Below are 16,377 nucleotides of genomic sequence, written 5' to 3' on the forward strand. Positions count from 1 at the left end.
GCCCCGCCCACGCGGATCTGAACCGAACCAGCCGACGCGGGCCTCGCCTTCGGGGGTGTCCGCTCCGCCCGCGCGGAGCTGAACCGACCGGGACGACGAGCGCCGTCCAGATCGCTGCGTCTGCTCCGCCCGCGCGGAGCTGAACCGTAGGCGAGACGGGACTTGCTTTGACTCGGACCGTCTGCTCCGTCCGAGCTGAGCTGAACTGTCCATCGCTCTTGACGTGAGATTCTCCTTCATGTCCGCTACGCCTACGCGGAGCTGAACCGTGCTTACATGGCGACTGGACGGGTGGCGGAAGGTCTGCTCCGCCCACGCGGAGCTGAACCGCCCGGGATGTACGTGTCGCAGAGCTGCACCAAGTCGGCTCTGCCCACGCGGAGCTGAACCGAAAGCGGAGCCACCCTATGAATGCTGAGATGTGGCGGCTCTGCCCCCGCGGAGCTGAATCGCTCTACGCCTGGGTACGGGCGGGAATGCCGAGGCCTGCTCCGCCCACGCGGAGCTGAACCGCACGGCCAGGTGATTCTCGTGCTCGGCATCCGGTCGTGCTCCGCCCACGCGGAGCTGAACCGCCGGTCGGCGGGTTGAGGTGGAAGGCGAACGCCTCGGCTCCGCCTGTGCGGAGCTGAACCGTTTGGATTGGCGACGACTGTGCCGTCGATGCCGTTTGCTCCGCCCACGCGGAGCTGAACCGGACCTCATCGGGAAAAATGCGCAGCTTCCGAAGTTGCTCCGCACACGCGGAGCTGAACCGCCGGGGATGGGGGTCTGGGCCAGCTCCTCCATGTCTGTTCCACCCACGCGGAGCTGAACCGGTCATCTGGACAGGCATTACGTCGGCCGTCTGGTCTGCTCCGCCCACGCGGAGCTGAACCCGGTTGCGTGGTGATCAAGGCACTGGGCCCGCTCATCGCTCCGCCCGCGCGGAGCCGCACTGTTCTGCAGGTGTTGAGGAGGAGCACACGGTGATGCGTCTGGATCCCCGGTTGTGGGGGAAGGATCGCGGTCTTGACCGGCCGTATCCGGTGGGATGTCACGGCGTCGACACCGCTGCGATCATGGAAGTGTTGTGGGAGCGGTATCTCAATGGCCGTCAGCGGGTAATGCTCGCTGCGGGCTGGGGGATGAGTGAGTCCGAGACCCGCCAGCTTCTGGTCTGTCTCGGGTTCCTCCATGATCTGGCGAAGATCAGCCCGGTATTTCAGCGTCAGGCCGCCGACGCAGATGTGCTGTCGGGGACACCCGAGTTCCCGGCAACCGGTGAGTCGACGCCGTATCACGACCACGGGGTGCACCTGGCGTTGCCCGAGCTACTGCATCGCGTGTACGGGCTGCCGCTCGACGGCCGGCCCTCCCGGCTCGTCGCCGAGCAGCTGGGGCAAATCCTGGGTGGGCACCACGGTCGGTACGGGGAGCTGCTCAGTCACCAGGATGGCTCGCTGACCTGTCCGATCGTTGCGGCCCCAGGTCTGGGCGAGCAAGGGTGGGATGAGCAGCGTGAGGCGATGGTGCGCCTGGCGGGAGAGTTGTTCGGTGTGCCGGTGTGGCCGACGCGACGTGCGTCTGCTCCGGTCGCGGCGGTGACGACGGGGCTGGTGTCTTTGGCGGACTGGCTGGCGTCGCAATCGTGGTGGCTCAAGGCGCGGCAACGGCAGCACCGGACAACACGCTGGGTGGCGGGGGACTGGGACGGACATCTGCGGATGGCCCGTCGGGCGGGGGCTCGGGTGCTGGCCCGTGCGCAGCTGCTGCCGCCCGACTGGCAGCGTGCTCGTACGTTCGGTGAGATGTTCCCGGGTCTGGCTGGTGTGGACCCCTATCCGTTGCAGGCCAGTATCGAGCGTGAGTTCCCAGCCTTGGTCGACGGGCCGGGGATGCTCCTGGTGACCGCCGCGCCGGGAGACGGGAAGACGGAGATAGCCCTGTTCGCTGAGCGGGTCCTCGGCCGGTCCGCGGGGACGCGCGGCCTGGTGATGCTGCTGCCGACGATGGCGACCACCGACGCGATGCACCGTCGGCTGGTCAGGCATGCCGGCCACAACTGCCGGGGCAAAGCCCCTGTGGCCCGGCTGCACTCCCTGGCCTGGCTGGATGCCGAGTACACGCCCGAGGACCTCACCCCCAGCCTGGAACACCCGGCCCTGGTGTCGGACTGGCTGCGCGGCCCGCACCGGGGCCTGCTCACCGGCATCGCCGTCGGCACCTGGGACCAGGCCGTCCGCGCGGTCCTACCCCACAAGTACATGGCGATGCGCTGGCTGGGCCTGTCGGGCAAGACGGTCATCATCGACGAGGCGCACGCCTATGACGCGCACGGGCACGCGCTGACCGTGACTCTGCTGGAGTGGCTGGGACAGCTTGGAGTACCAGTCGTTGTGCTGTCCGCGACGCTCACCGGGACGATCGCGACGAGTCTCCTCAACGCCTACCGGCGGGGCGCCGGGCACACGCCGCTGGAGACGGTCGCCCCGGCCTACCCCGGGTGGACATACACCGACCACGCCACTGGCGCCACGTCCATCGGGGGCCCCTACTCCTCGCCCCGCGCCCACCGCTTGGACATCCGCACCCACCCGTACACACCGAGCCAGGGGTCCGCAGGCTCCATCGAGCGGACCCGCCTGATCCTTGACATCCTCGACCCCCTTCACACCGGCTCCGAAACCCCCGGGGCGGCGCTCATCGTGTGCAACACCGTGGCTGATGCCCAGGCGACCGAGGGGGCCCTGCGCGATGCATACAAGGGCAGCCGTACTCTCGTGCGGATCCTGCACGCCCGAATGCCCGTCCATCAGCGCCACGGCGTCACCCGCCGGCTCGAACGGTGGACCGGCCCGGTGTGCCCCGCGCACCGGACAGCGGACGGCACCTGGACCGCCGCCACCGGCGAGAGGCCCGGCTGGCCCGTCGTTGTCATCACCACCCAAGTCGCCGAGCAGAGTCTCGATGTCGACTTCGACGTCGTGATCACCGACCTCGCCCCGTTCGCACTCCTGGCGCAGCGCGCCGGCCGAGGCCACCGCCACCAAGGCCGGACCCGACCTCCGTACGCCGAACACCCCACCCTGCACGTCCTCACCCCCGTCACCCGCAAAGGACAGCCGACCGTCCCCCGCCATTGGGGGCAGGTGTACGACGCGAGCCTGCTGCGCCGCACCCACGAACACCTGGCCACCCTGACCGGGCCCATCGCGATCCCCGAGGAACTCCAGCACCACGTCGATGCCGTCTACAGCGACACCTACACCGCCGCTGACGACGTACGCCGTGGGGCGGACGAGAACGCCAAGCAGGCCTTGGCCGACCTCGTCGCTCTACGCACGCACCGGACCGGGACGAACCTGCACCCCCTCACGAACTCGACGTACAGCAGCGAACTCCTCACCACTCGTCTCGGCGACCCGAGCATCCGCGTCTTGCCCGTGTGGACCGACCCGGACGGCCGGCACTGGCTCCACCCCACTCAGCGCACCGCACGCACCAGCCTCCCGCGCCGGGTGCGCCCCGGCGACCGGAGGACGATTCGACGTCTGATGCGGCGCACCATTCCCATCCGTCGGCAGTGGATCGCCACTCCCGCGGGCGACAGCCTGATCAACGACCCGGACACGACCATTCCGGTCGGCTGGGAGAAGACGCCTGCTCTCAGGGACATCGCCCTCCTCCCACAGAGCGCGGTGACCGGCGCGTACACCAACGGCACGAACGTCACCACCAGCGACGTGCTTCTGGGCCTCGTCCGTACCCGCACCCGCTGATACACCGAAGTCCCGGCGCACCCAGGGCCTCTGTGATGTCGTGATCATTCGGTGGTCTTGATCAGGTCGTCGACCTGGTGGAAGTCATACCGGCCGTTGGTAGACGTTCTGATGTCGTGAAAGTCGCCGCATTCGATGCACCTGTCGTACGGCGCGAGATTTCGGACGGTCACACGCTCCACGATGCGGGCGGCCTCGAATTTACCCTCTCGGCTACTCGGTGGCATTCCGGCTCTCCGACGGAACATGCGCTTCCCAGGGCAAAGCAACCTCAGTAGGGAGATGGGACAGGGTCAGCAAGAGGCCCTCACGGCGGTCGCGGTGAGCGTCCGCCGGCGCCGCGGCGGTCGGTCCTCCCCGGTGACCGCAGCCTGACAGCGGCGGGCGTGAGCCGCCTCGCGATCACCCGTGAACGGGTGGCACGGGGTGGCCCTGCTGCTCGTAGAGGAGGTTCGCGAGCGGGCCGCCGCCAGGCTGTACGCACGGTCCGGGCCGCAGGATTTACGATCCAGAGCGCAATCCCAGAACGCTGTGTTCCACCACACCTGCGGGAGGATCGCCCTTCCCCGAAGCCCTGGCGCTCAACTCCACGAGACCAGAGCGTAGTTCGACGGCCGGCTCACCAAGGACGATCGCGCTGACGACCAGCTCCATCATCAGGCAGTCGTACGCGTCTCCCGCACTCCGATAGCGCTCCCCGTCGGCCTCCACCACAGCGGAGGCGATCCTCCTCCCGCCACCGGCTGCGGGGGCGAAGGAGGCCTCGTAGATGCCGCGGCCGGTCCAACTCCGGTGTATGAAGAGGACATCGCCTTCGGCGAAGACGTTCCACTTCTCGTCCATGCTCTGGGATCGGTATCCGAGGCGGATCCGGTCCCAGTCCTCTTCGGCCCAGACACGATCCGGCAGCTGAGACATGGGCCGGGGCGTGCCCATCGGGTGAAGGCGCCGGAAGGACTCTCGGGTGAGCGGGGTATCGGCAGTCATGACGTGATCCTACGGAAGCGCCGCTCCAACCGGCCGCCGCTCTCCAGGGCTCCGGCCCACTGTGCGGCCCATTGCGGCGGGCCATGTGCTTGGCCGGGTCGGGGTGGCTCTGCGGGCCCTGAGAGAATTGCGGGCGAGAGTTCAGCTGGAGGGGGAGCGTGTGCAAGCGGTACAGATCGTCGGGGTGCACGGGATCGGGCAGGCCGGGTCCTCCCGGCGGCAGTTGACCGAGGACTGGGGAAAGGCGCTCCAGCGCGGCATCAAGGAGTTCACCGGCCGGCCCGGCCAGACCCCCACGCTTCACATGCCGCACTGGACACCACTGGTGATCAAGGGCACGGACCGCCTGGGACCGGAGGACGATCCGTTCGGGGAGTCCGTGCTGATGGCCGCCGAGGAAGAGGAGTTCGTCGCCGACGCCCTCCGTGACGTGGTCCGCCCCGAGGACCTGGCCTTCGCCGAGGAACAGACACTGGCCACCCTCGGCCCCCCGAAGTTGTGGTCACCGCGCATCACCCGCCTCGCCATGGCATACGACCGCCGCTTCGCCCGCGGGGGCGCGCAGCTCTTCGTCCGGTCCATGCGAGAAGTCCGCCTGTACCTGACGGAGCCGGACCTGGCGACGAAGGTCCGGGCCCTCGTCCGGGAGGACTTCACCTCCGCCACCTCGGTGGTCATCGGGCATTCCCTCGGCAGTGTCATCGCCTATGACCTTTTCCGCCACCAGGACGTGGGATCCGCACGCGGCGCCCACGGACCCGCCGTCCACACCCTCGTCACCTGCGGCTCCCCCCTGGGGATCCCCTCGGTACGCCGGCTGATGGGGATCGCGAACGGCGAGCGCCTGGGACTCCCCGACCCCATCAGGTGGATCAACGTCTACGATCCCGACGACTTCATCACCGGCGGCGCCGGCCTGGCCGCGGCAGCACGGAACCTCACCGACGTGGGGGTCAAGAACGGCATCGGGGACCCGCACAGCGCCGTGCGCTACCTCCGCACCGAACCCGTCGCCCACGCGGTGGCAGGCGGCCCGCGGTGACGCGCGTGCCGGCCCCGAAGACGTTCACCCGCCGCCTGGTCGTCATCGCGGTCACCGAGTACGACGACGACAGGCTGGTCGACCAGCAGGAATTCAGCGCGGGCATCTCGGCCCAGGTGGCCACCGTCGAAGGGTGGTGGGCCAGCCCCGTCCTCGAGGACAGCCGCCGTTTCACGGCCTCCCGTCCCAAACAGCTCCACAGACTGCGCGACCTCCGAGACTTCCTCTTCGACGAGGAACTCGCCGATGTGGACGACGATGAGGCCCTCGTCGTCTACATCACCGGTCACGGCCTGGCCCCCGACAACTCCCCCCAGCACTTCCTGCGCCTGCCGGCTTCCGACAAGAAAAGGCCGCTCAGCACCGCGTTCCCCACCGCGGACCTGATCACGACCGTGCTGGACTCCCGGGCCACACACGTGCTCGTCATCGTGGACTCCTGCTTCTCCGGCCGGCTCGAAGCCGAGATCAAGCACAAGCTGAAGGCGCTCCGCAGGGAACGCCGCGCACTCGGCTCGCTCGTCGTGCTCGCCGCCGGAGACGACGAGAGCAGGCCTCGTCTCGGTCAGTTCACCAACCTTCTGCGGGCCGCCCACGAGCACTGCGCCGACGAAGCCAACGGTTTTGCCGAACCCCACCTCAGCTGGCAGGACTGGCAGGGCATCGTCGGCAAGGTCTTCGACGGCGACACCATGGCCGACCTCCACGACATCTGGCCCACCCCCTCCGCCACGGTCCAGCAAGCACAGCAGCAGCCGAGCCCCTGCCTCCCCAACCCCGGCTACGCGGGGGTCGAACCGGTGCTCGACGCCTCCGTCAGCCAGGTCGGGTGGACCCGGACCGAACTCGACAGGTACTGGGTCTCGCGCGCCTCCGGCGAGACCGGGGCCCGCACGCCGGGCTGGTACTTCACCGGCCGGACCACCTTGGTCAAGCGCATGCTCGCGTTCCTGGGCGGCGACGAAGGCGTACTCGTCGTCACCGGCGAGGCCGGCTCCGGGAAGTCCGCCCTCCTCGCCCGCATCGTGACCCTCAGCGACGCCGGGTTCCGGGCCGACGAGACCTACGGTCCCCTCCTCGCCGCCCTCCCCGAGGAACTCGACGTACCCGAAGGCTCCGTGGACGCGGCCGTGCTCGCCCGGAACTCGGACCCGGACGAGCTCGCCCAGGCCCTGTACGAGGCACTCGGCGGCGTCTGCGGCCCGGCGCCCGCCGCCGGAACCGCCGTGGACAAGGACGCCGGGCCCCTGACCCGACTGCGCAGGCTCGTACGCGACACCGCCCGGCATCGCGGAGGTGCGCTGACCCTCGTGGTGGACGGCATCGACGAGGCCCGGAACCCGACGCGCGTCATCACCGACCTCCTGCGCCCCCTCACCGACCTGCGCATGGAGGGAGCCGAGACCGAGCAGCCCGCCGTCCGGCTGCTGCTCGGCATCCGCAGCTCCGGGGGCGACCCGTCGGCCGGCAGCACCGCCGCCGGCGCCCCCGCTCCCTCGGACCTGCTCAGCCTGCTCGTCCGGGCCACGCACTCCGGGGAGCCGATCCGCACGGACGACGCCGGTGCCACCGCCCCGGACATCGCCGCTTACGTAGGCGCTCTGCTCCAGGCCCCCTTCGAAGGCCAGGACGACTCCACGTCGGTCCCGGACCCTGCCCGCCACCACGAGCTGGCCGAGGCGATGGCCCAGGAGGTGTCCCCGTCCTTCCTGGACGCCCGTATCGCCGCCGAACGCCTGCGAGCGTTGTGCGTCCTGCCCGACCCCGAGGATCCCGAGTGGCGCCGGACCCTGCGCCAGGGGACCGAGGCCCTCCTGCGTGAGGACCTGGCCGAGGTGGCCCGTTCCGACGGCGCCCCGGCCGAACATCTGATGACCGCGCTGCGTGCTTCGGCGTTCGCTCGTGGGGCGGGGCTCCCCTGGTCCGACATCTGGCCCGCCGCGGTGGAAGCGCTGTCCCCCAGTGCGGTCCACGACCCGGACGCGGTCATCCGCCAGGTCTTGGACAGCCGCCTCAGCGGCTATCTGACCACCGCCGTCGAGGACGGCCGGACCGTGTACCGCCCGATCCACGAACGCATCGGCGAAACCCTCCGGGACTCACCCCACACCCTGCTCGGAGCACCCGAGCAGGCGGCACCGGAAGGCCTCGCCGCCGACGGAAACCCGACCGAACACGCGAGGCTGGCCTCGGCCTTCGGACTGCTGCTCCCGGCCTCACCGGATCAGGCCCCGCCCCCGTACCTACGGCGCCACCTGGTCGCGCACGCCGCTGCCGCCGGGCTGCTCGACGACCGGTACGTGCCCCGGCGGTTCCTGCCGTGGGAGACGAGCCGCACGGTCCAGGCCTCTCTCGGCCTTCCGGCCGACGCCGATGCCGAGTCCGTGTACGTGGCCTCCTGGGCCCGCCTCGAACCCTTCCTCGCCGATGCCGGTGTCGCCGCCCGGGCCGACAGCCTGCGGCTGTGCGCCCTGGCTTCGGACCTGGAACGGGACTCAGTCCCGGCCGAAGCCGGTACGCGGGAAGGCGGATACACGTCCGGCATCACCCCCCGGTGGAACCGGCTGCGGGTACCCGGCAACATCCTGGGCCGGACCCGGGCCGACCTCTCCTCGCTCGTCTCCTTCACCCTGCCCGACGGCAGTCCCCTGGTCGCGGCGGGAGACCAGGACGGTGAGGTCTCCGTATGGGACCCGCTGACCGGCGCGGAGTTCGGACAGCCCACCCGCCGCGGGCCCTACGCCCGTGCGCTGGCCGTGCTGAGCGGCCCCGGCGGACAGCCTCTGCTCGCGGTCGGCTGCGCCGGCGGCGTCTGGACCCTCGATCCACAGACGGGCGACGTCACCCACTTCCCGATATCGGAACCGGTGTATGCGCTGGCCGAGTTCACCGCGCCGGACGGGCAGGCCCGGCTGGCCGTCGGAACGACGGACGGACTGATCGTCTGCGATCCCGCCACGGGACGGGTACTGTCCCGCCTGACACTCGAAGGTCTCGGATGCGGACCGGTCAGGGCACTGGCCGTGCTTCCGCTCGGCTTGGGCACGACGATGCTCGCCGCAGGCGGTGATGACGGCACGGTCGCCGTGATGGACGCCGACTCGTTCCGTGTCGTGACCTCGGTGAAGGGCCCGGGCAAGGGTGTGGCCGCACTCGCCCTGTTCAAGACCTCCGACGGACAGCCCCGGCTCACGGTGGTCTTCAAGTCGACGCAGAACGTTCGCAGTTACGATCCTTTCACCGGGGCCGAGAACAAGGCCGCCCGCATCCCACAGCCCGCGGCGTCCATCGGGCTCTACCCCCATCCCCTGCTCGGAACACTGCTCGCACTCGGCGGGGTGCACGGCGGGCCCGTCCGTCTCCGGGACCCCGAGGACGGGGTGGAGACGTACGCAGCCACCTCCGATCACACGAAGCGCGTCAAGGGGATCGCCGTCATCGACAGGGGAGCCCGGACACCCCTCGTGGCGTCCGGGTCCGCCGACCGGACCGTGCGGATCTGGAATCCCGAGTCGCTCATGTCGAGGTGGGAGTCCCACCTCGAGGAGAGCGGTGACGGTTCGCACCTGGCGGTGGCGGCCGAAGCAGGAGACGGGGCGATGCTCCTGGGGCCGGCTCCGTCGTCCGGCCTCGAATTCCGGTCCGCGTCTACCGGAGACGTGCTGCACCGCGTGGTGTGGCCCGCCGACTGGAACGCGGGCGAGCTGACGGCGCTCGCCACACACACGTGGAGCGACGGATCCGCCTCCGTCATCGCCGGTCTGCGGGGTGGCGTCATCGGGCGCTGGGACGGACGGGACGGCTGGACCCTCCTCGCGAGAGAGGGCGGGCCGTCGACGAGGGTGCGCGCACTTGCCACGTTCTTTGCCGATGACGCGGACCGCGCCGTGCTCGTCAGTGCCACGAGCCTGAGGGTCATCAGCTACCAGTACCTCGCCACCGGCGAGCGGTACTGCGCACCCCTGAGCAGCAACGAGGCGGTCCGCTGCCTGTCCGTGCTGCCGACCGCCTCCGGTCCGCTCGTCGCATACGCCTCGGGCTTCGCCGTACGGTTCTGCCGCGTCGGGGAACCCTCGCACCGCCGCCTGCCCCCGTACATCGGCTCCACCACCTCACTCGCCGTCTGCCCGGCGGAGGACGGCAGTGCGCTCCTCGCCACCGGCGGTGCCGACGGCTCCGTCCGGCTTTGGTCCCCGGATGCTCCGAAGCAGGAGGCGTACCCCGTCCTCAAGGGCCACCGCGGGCCGGTCTCCGCGATGGCCCTCCTGCGGCCGTCGCCCGCCTCGCAGCCGCTCCTCGTCACCGCGGGCGGCCAGGACACCACCGTGCGCCTTTGGGACCCCTGGACCGGAGAGGAGCTGGCCCGCCTGGTCACGGGCACCGGGCTCACGTCCATCTGCGTCCTGCCCGCCGACGGGCCGGCAGGGAGGAAGGCCCCCATGATCGCCTTCGGCGGTCCGGCGGGAACGGCGATGGTGGCGGTACGACGCTGACCGCCCGCGGCGGCACGGCCCTCGGAGCAGGGGTCGGACGGTATTCCGTTGCCGGGCGACGGTGTCACGGTTTTGTGCCTCAATATTCTGAATGGGATCCGAGGCTCGTCGCAATCCCATGAATATCGGCCCTTACTGACAGTCCAACTCCTCTGCCATGTCGCGACCTCCAGCGCCGAGCGTTCGGTGTGGCGCCCCTGGGGGTTGGTCGGGTCCCGCACGGGGGCTGCCTCCGTGCGGGCAAGCGCGGCGTGCCTGCACGCGCCTGCCTCGCCGGGCCCGGTATTCCCACCCGCCGACGCGATCGCTGTCGCACGGGTCACCGGGCAACCGCGCTCCTGGTGGGGCCACATTGACTCCGGCGCTACTCGAGCTCTCGGGCTCTTGTCTTACAGAGAGTGACGGAGGCTGCCTTGTTGATGTCCTTGGCGGAGACGCAGTTGTGGTGTCGCGGCGAAGGGTGAGAGGCCCACTTCGGATCCCGTGCTGGTTTGGTGCTGGTTCAGGCGAGGTGGACGGCGAGAAGCCGCAGGTCGTAGCCCTGATCGGATGAGTTGTCGTACCACTCGATGGTGGTCCCGATGAGACTGGCGGCAACGATGCGCCGGATTCCGGATGGAGCCTGCGGGTCGGCTGCGGTGGAGGCCATGTGCACCACTTCCAGGGTGTCTGCGGGGACGTCGGGTGTGGCCACAACGTAGAAGTCCGCAGGTCGACGGGATATGTGGCGCGTCATCACAATCAACCCCACCCGAGTGTGCCCGGCCACCACAAGGCCGGAACCGATCCCCTGGGCCCCTCCGGAGGCGGGTGGGAAGCCCCTGTCGGAATTGCAGAGTTGCGCCGGTTTTGGGGATGCGATGCTGACTCCGTGGCACAGACATCTCGACCGCCAGACAGCCGTGGACCGTGGGTAGGGCGTCATGTGGCTCACGGTGGGCCAGGCCGCCGCGCTGAACGCGTCGCCCCGTCGCTGCCGGCCGCCCACGCCTCCACGCTGTGCCGCGAGGCGGCGGCGCGCTACCGCGCGGATCCCCGCTTTCACCGGCGCCCTGAATCTGTCCCGGCCCGTACCTCTGGAAGAACGGCATGGCTGACCGATCCTCGTTGGCTCTACAACTTCCTGGTCACCGGGCCCGATATCGCCCAGGTCGGCACGTGGCCGCCGGAGGGAGACCTGCCCACCGTGCACCACATGGTGCGGACTGCGAAGGAGGCCGAGGCGGCGGGATCCCACGGCATGCTCGTGCCCACGTCGTACGGGAACTACGTCGGCACGTGGGGTCGCCTCAGAGCATGATCCTGGCCCGGACGGAACGGATCGATGGGGCCTGTCGGCACAGCGCCCTCGGTACCCTCACCGCCTGCGAACGCGAGGTGCTCGAACTCCTCGCCCGTGGCATGGCAACGCCGAACTCGCCACCCACCTCACCCTCTCCGAAGTCACCGTCAAGACCCACGTCGTCCGCATCCTCGCCGACCTCGGCCTGCGCGAACGCGCCCAAGCCGTCGTCCTCGCCTACGAGACCGGCCTGGTCGCCCCGGCCCCGCCGTCGAGGTGCCGCACCGACGGCAGTCGCGCGGGCACAGCAACGCCACGCTCAGCCGGGCAGCGGCACGACCAGCGTCGAACGCCGCACCACCAGCTCCGGCTCGAACACGACTTGTCGGTGCCGGTGGGCCGCGCCGCCCAGGCCGGTCTCCTCGGCGAGCATCTCGGCCGCCGTCCGCCCCATCGCCTCCGCGGGCTGGCGCACCGAGGTCAGCGGCACCGCGGCCGCCGCGGCGAACTCGATGTCGTCGTAGCCGACGATCGCGAGGTCCTCGGGTACCCGCAGGCTCGCGGCGAACGCGGCCTGCAGCATCCCGAGGGCCAGCAGATCGTTCGCGCAGAACACCGCGGTCGGTCTCGGCAGCATCCCCAGCAGGCGGGCGCCGGCGTCGCGGCCCGCCGCCACGTCCAGCCCGTCCACCTCCAGGTCCAGCAGGACGGCGTCGCGGCCGGCCAGCGCCTGCAGCGCGCCGCTGCGACGGTCGGCGACCTGCTGCAGCCGGTGGCGGCCGCCCGCGAACGCGATCCGTCGGTGGCCGCTCGCCAGCAGGTGCCCGGCCGCCAGGGCGCCGCCCCCGACGTCGTCCACCGACACCGAGCAGGCCTCCAGCCCCGGGGCGAGCCGGTCCACCAGCACGAAGGGCACGCCGCCGCGACGGAGCGCCGCCGCTCCCGACCCCTCCGCGTCGGCCGGGGTCAGCAGCACCCCGCGCACCCGCTGCTCCGCGAAGAGGGCGAGGTAGTCCGCCTCGTCGGCGAGCCGCTGAGCGCTGTTGCAGACCATCACACCCAGGCCCGCCGCGCGCGCCGCCTGTTCGGCCCCGCGCGCCACGGAGACGAAGAACGGGTTGCCCAGGTCGAGGACCAGCAGACCGATGATCCGGCTGCTGCCGGAGCGCAGTTGGCGCGCTGACTCGCTGCGTACGTAGCCGAGCCGGTCGATCGCGGCCCGGACCCTGGCCCTGGTCTCCTCGCCGACCGTCTCCGGCCGGTTGATCACGTTGGAGACCGTGCCGACCGACACACCGGCCGTCCGTGCCACGTCCTTGATGCTCGCCGCGCCGCCCATGTCCCACCATTGAAAAGTTTCACCGGCTCCGACGGCCGACCCGGAGGTCAGGTTACGACATCACACCAACAGCTCCACGCCGGTGCCTTGACGCTTCCCGCGGTCCCACCTACCGTCTGGCTGAAACGATTCAGATCGTGGGAGGTGCTCCGGTGGCCGACCGATCCGCCGTGAAGGACGCCCTTCGGGCCCAGCGCATCGAGACGCCCTCGTGGGGCTACGGGAACTCGGGAACCCGCTTCAAAGTCTTCGCCCAACCCGGCGTGCCGCGCGACCCGTTCGAGAAGCTCGCCGACGCGGCCCAGGTGCACGCCGCCACCGGCGTCGCCCCGAAGGTCTCGCTGCACATTCCCTGGGACCGGGTCGAGGACTATGGCGCGCTGTCCGCCCACGCCCGCGAGCTTGGGCTGGAGATCGGCGCGATCAACGCGAACGTCTTCCAGGACGAGGACTACAAGCTCGGCTCCGTCACCCATCCGGACCCGCGGGTGCGCCGCAAGGCTCTCGACCACCTGCTGGAATGCGTCGACATCATGGACGCCACCGGCTCGCGCGACCTCAAGCTATGGTTCTCCGACGGCACCAACTACCCCGGCCAGGACGACATTTCGGCCCGCCAACGACGCCTATCCGACGCCCTGTCAGAGGTGTACGGGCGGCTCGGCGATGACCAGCGGATCCTGCTGGAGTACAAGCTGTTCGAGCCCGCGTTCTACACCACGGACGTCCCGGACTGGGGCACCGCGTACGCGCACTGCCTGCGGCTCGGGCCCAGGGCCGCGGTCGTCGTCGACACCGGCCACCACGCCCCCGGCACCAACATCGAGTTCATCGTCGCGTTCCTGCTGCGCGAGGGGAAGCTCGGCGGCTTCGACTTCAACTCCCGCTTCTACGCGGACGACGACCTGATGGTCGGCGCCGCCGATCCGTTCCAGCTGTTCCGGATCCTGCACGAGGTCGCCGGGAACGGCGGCTTCGCCCCCGAGGCCGGCGTCGCGTTCATGCTCGACCAGTGTCACAACATCGAGGCGAAGATCCCTGCGATCATCCGCTCGGTGATGAACGTCCAGGAGGCCACGGCCAAGGCCCTGTTGGTCGACCGCTCGGCCCTGACGGCCGCTCAGAACGCGGGCGATGTACTCGGTGCCAACGAGGTGCTGATGGACGCCTACGCCACCGACGTCCGTCCGCTGCTGGCCGAGGTCCGCGCCGAGGCCGGGCGAGACCCGAACCCGGTCGCGGCCTACCGGGCCGGCGGCTGGGCCGAGAAGATCGTCGCCGAGCGGGTCGGCGGCGCCCAGGCCGGATGGGGGGCTTGACCCGTCCGCCACGCGAGCCGGCCGCACCACCTCGTACCCACGGGCCGGCCCGCACCCTCCTCGCGCACCCCTACGAGAGCGCCACCGCCACCAGACAAGGAAGCTGCTCCCGCCATGGCCCAGCACCCCGTCGTCGCCGCCCTCCTCGCCCGCTCCCACCGGCTCGGATCGGATCCGCGCAACACCAACTACGCCGGCGGCAACACCTCTGCCAAGGGCGCAGCCACCGACCCCGTCACCGGGCAGCCCGTCGACCTGATGTGGGTGAAGGGCTCCGGCGGCGACCTCGGCACCCTCGCCGAGGCGGGCCTGGCCGTGCTGCGACTGGACCGCCTGCGCGCCCTCGCCAACACCTACCCGGGCGTGGAACAGGAGGACGAGATGGTCGCCGCGTTCGAGTACTGCCTGCACGGCAATGGCGGCGCGGCTCCGTCCATCGACACCGCCATGCACGGTCTGGTCGACGCCGCGCACGTCGACCACCTGCACCCCGACTCCGGCATCGCGCTCGCCACCGCCGCCGACGGCGAAAGGCTCACCGCCGCCTGCTTCGGCGACGCCGTGCCGTGGCTGCCCTGGCGCCGCCCCGGCTTCCAACTCGGCCTGGAAATCGCCGAGATCAATCGGACCCACCCGCAGGCCGTCGGCTGCGTCCTCGGCGGTCACGGCATCACCGCCTGGGGCGCCACCAGCGAGGAGTGCGAGGCCAACGCCCTGCACATCATCCGCACCGCCGAGGCCTTCCTGGACCGGCACGGCAAGGCCGAGCCGTTCGGCCCGCAGCTTGACGGCTACCAAGCCCTGCCAGAGGCCGAACGCCGCTGGCGCGCCGCCTCGCTCGCCCCCGTCATCCGCGGTCTGGCCTCCACCGACCTCCCGCAGGTCGGCCACTTCACCGACGCCGAGCCCGTGTTGGACTTTCTCGCCCGCGCCGAGCATCCCCGCCTGGCCGCCCTCGGCACCTCCTGCCCCGACCACTTCCTGCGCACCAAGGTCGCCCCGCTGGTCCTCGACCTGCCCGCCACCGCGCCCCTGGACGAGATGATCGCCCGCCTGCGGGAGCTGCACACCGACTACCGGGCCGGCTACCGGGCCTACTATGAGCGGTACGCCACCGCGGACTCGCCCCCCATGCGCGGCGCCGACCCGGCGATCGTCCTGGTCCCGGGCGTCGGCATGTTCTCCTTTGGCAGGGACAAGCAGACCGCCCGCGTGGCCGGCGAGTTCTACCTCAATGCGATCAACGTGATGCGCGGCGCGGAGGCGGTCTCCGGCTACGCCCCGATCGAGGAGTGCGAGAAGTTCGCCATCGAGTACTGGGCACTGGAAGAGGCGAAGCTGCGGCGGATGTCCGCGCCCAAACCGCTGGACACCCGCGTCGCCCTGGTCACCGGCGCCGGCTCCGGCATCGGCAAGGCCATCGCGCACCGCCTGGCCGCCGAGGGCGCCTGCGTCGTCGTCGCCGACGTCAACGCCGCCACCGCCCGGGCCGTCGCCGACGAACTCGGCGGCCCGGACCGGGCCGTGGCCGTCACCGTCGACGTCACCTCCGAGGAGCAGATCGCCGAGGCGTTCCGCACCGCGGTCCTCGCCTTCGGCGGTGTCGACCTGGTGGTCAACAACGCGGGCATCTCCATCTCCAAGCCGCTGCTGGAGACCACCGCCGATGACTGGGACCGGCAGCACGCCATCATGGCCCGCGGCTCCTTCCTCGTCTCCCGGGAGGCCGCCCGCACCATGATCCGGCAGGGCCTGGGCGGCGACCTCGTCTACATCGCCTCGAAGAACGCGGTCTTCGCCGGCCCCAACAACATCGCGTACTCCGCCACCAAGGCCGACCAGGCCCACCAAGTTCGGCTACTCGCCGCCGAGTTGGGTGAACACGGAATCCGCGTCAACGGCGTCAACCCGGACGGCGTGGTCCGCGGCTCGGGCATCTTCGCCGGCGGCTGGGGCGCCCAGCGCGCCGCCACCTACGGCATCGCGGAGGAGCAGCTCGGCGCGTTCTACGCCCAGCGCACCCTCCTCAAGCGCGAGGTGCTGCCCGAGCACGTCGCCGCCGCCGTCTTCGCCCTCACCGGCGGAGACCTCACCCACACCACCGGCCTCCACATCCCCGTCGACGCCGGCGTCGCCGCGGCCTTCCTGCGCTGA

9 protein-coding genes and 1 pseudogene are annotated in these 16,377 nt (G+C 70.6%); 6 read left to right on the forward strand and 4 right to left on the reverse strand.

The annotated features are described in order from the left end of the window. The first annotated feature begins 971 nt into the window (after positions 1-971). Positions 972-3,761 carry a CRISPR-associated helicase Cas3' gene (gene cas3 / locus ACIQU4_RS07390; RefSeq protein WP_403727023.1) on the forward strand — a complete coding sequence of 930 codons (2,790 nt, stop codon included), beginning with the start codon at positions 972-974 and terminating at the stop codon, positions 3,759-3,761. Positions 3,762-3,805: 44 nt separating this feature from the next. Here the strand turns inward: cas3 and ACIQU4_RS07395 are convergent, their stop codons facing one another. Then, the gene (locus tag ACIQU4_RS07395) at positions 3,806-3,934 is read right to left on the reverse strand and encodes a hypothetical protein (RefSeq protein WP_403727025.1); all 129 of its coding nucleotides are present in this window, start codon (positions 3,932-3,934) and stop codon (positions 3,806-3,808) included. Between the two features lie 328 nt (positions 3,935-4,262). Continuing rightward, positions 4,263-4,679: a hypothetical protein gene (locus ACIQU4_RS07400; RefSeq protein ID WP_403727027.1), complete on the reverse strand. Its 417-nt coding sequence runs from the start codon at positions 4,677-4,679 to the stop codon at positions 4,263-4,265. 229 nt (positions 4,680-4,908) lie between these two features. On the opposite strand from ACIQU4_RS07400, the gene ACIQU4_RS07405 reads away from it, so the two are divergent. Beyond that, positions 4,909-5,790: a hypothetical protein gene (locus tag ACIQU4_RS07405; RefSeq protein WP_403727029.1), complete on the forward strand. Its 882-nt coding sequence runs from the start codon at positions 4,909-4,911 to the stop codon at positions 5,788-5,790. Continuing rightward, entirely contained in the window at positions 5,787-10,283 is a 4,497-nt protein-coding gene (locus tag ACIQU4_RS07410) for an AAA family ATPase (RefSeq protein ID WP_403727031.1), read from the forward strand. The genes ACIQU4_RS07405 and ACIQU4_RS07410 overlap by 4 nt, the downstream gene beginning before the upstream one ends. Before the next feature lie 502 nt (positions 10,284-10,785). On the opposite strand, the gene ACIQU4_RS07415 is transcribed toward ACIQU4_RS07410, so the two are convergent. Then, on the reverse strand, positions 10,786-10,932 hold the full coding sequence (locus ACIQU4_RS07415) for a hypothetical protein (RefSeq protein WP_403727759.1): 147 nt from the start codon (positions 10,930-10,932) through the stop codon (positions 10,786-10,788). A 689-nt stretch (positions 10,933-11,621) separates the two neighbouring features. On the opposite strand from ACIQU4_RS07415, the pseudogene ACIQU4_RS07420 reads away from it, so the two are divergent. Continuing rightward, positions 11,622-11,827, forward strand: a pseudogene (locus ACIQU4_RS07420) (LuxR C-terminal-related transcriptional regulator); the annotation flags it as partial. Positions 11,828-11,884: 57 nt separating this feature from the next. Here ACIQU4_RS07420 and ACIQU4_RS07425 read toward each other — a convergent pair. Beyond that, positions 11,885-12,904, reverse strand: a complete 1,020-nt coding sequence (locus ACIQU4_RS07425) for a LacI family DNA-binding transcriptional regulator (RefSeq protein WP_403727032.1) — start codon at positions 12,902-12,904, stop codon at positions 11,885-11,887. Positions 12,905-13,056: 152 nt separating this feature from the next. On the opposite strand from ACIQU4_RS07425, the gene rhaI reads away from it, so the two are divergent. Further along, the gene (rhaI, locus tag ACIQU4_RS07430; RefSeq protein ID WP_403727034.1) at positions 13,057-14,223 is read left to right on the forward strand and encodes an L-rhamnose isomerase; all 1,167 of its coding nucleotides are present in this window, start codon (positions 13,057-13,059) and stop codon (positions 14,221-14,223) included. A 114-nt stretch (positions 14,224-14,337) separates the two neighbouring features. Further along, complete coding sequence (locus tag ACIQU4_RS07435; RefSeq protein WP_403727036.1) at positions 14,338-16,377, forward strand: bifunctional aldolase/short-chain dehydrogenase; 2,040 nt, start codon at positions 14,338-14,340, stop codon at positions 16,375-16,377.

It is taken from the genome of Streptomyces sp. NPDC090741 (assembly GCF_044769045.1).
Lineage (GTDB): Bacteria > Actinomycetota > Actinomycetes > Streptomycetales > Streptomycetaceae > Streptomyces.

Excerpts from the sequence above, each read along its gene's own strand:
- cas3 (WP_403727023.1), top strand. The coding sequence starts at position 972 with ATGCGTCTGGATCCCCGGTTGTGGGGGAAGGATCGCGGTCTTGACCGG.
- ACIQU4_RS07400 (WP_403727027.1), bottom strand. The coding sequence starts at position 4,679 with ATGTCTCAGCTGCCGGATCGTGTCTGGGCCGAAGAGGACTGGGACCGG.
- ACIQU4_RS07415 (WP_403727759.1), bottom strand. The coding sequence starts at position 10,932 with ATGGCCTCCACCGCAGCCGACCCGCAGGCTCCATCCGGAATCCGGCGC.
- ACIQU4_RS07425 (WP_403727032.1), bottom strand. The coding sequence starts at position 12,904 with ATGGGCGGCGCGGCGAGCATCAAGGACGTGGCACGGACGGCCGGTGTG.
- ACIQU4_RS07435 (WP_403727036.1), top strand. The coding sequence starts at position 14,338 with ATGGCCCAGCACCCCGTCGTCGCCGCCCTCCTCGCCCGCTCCCACCGG.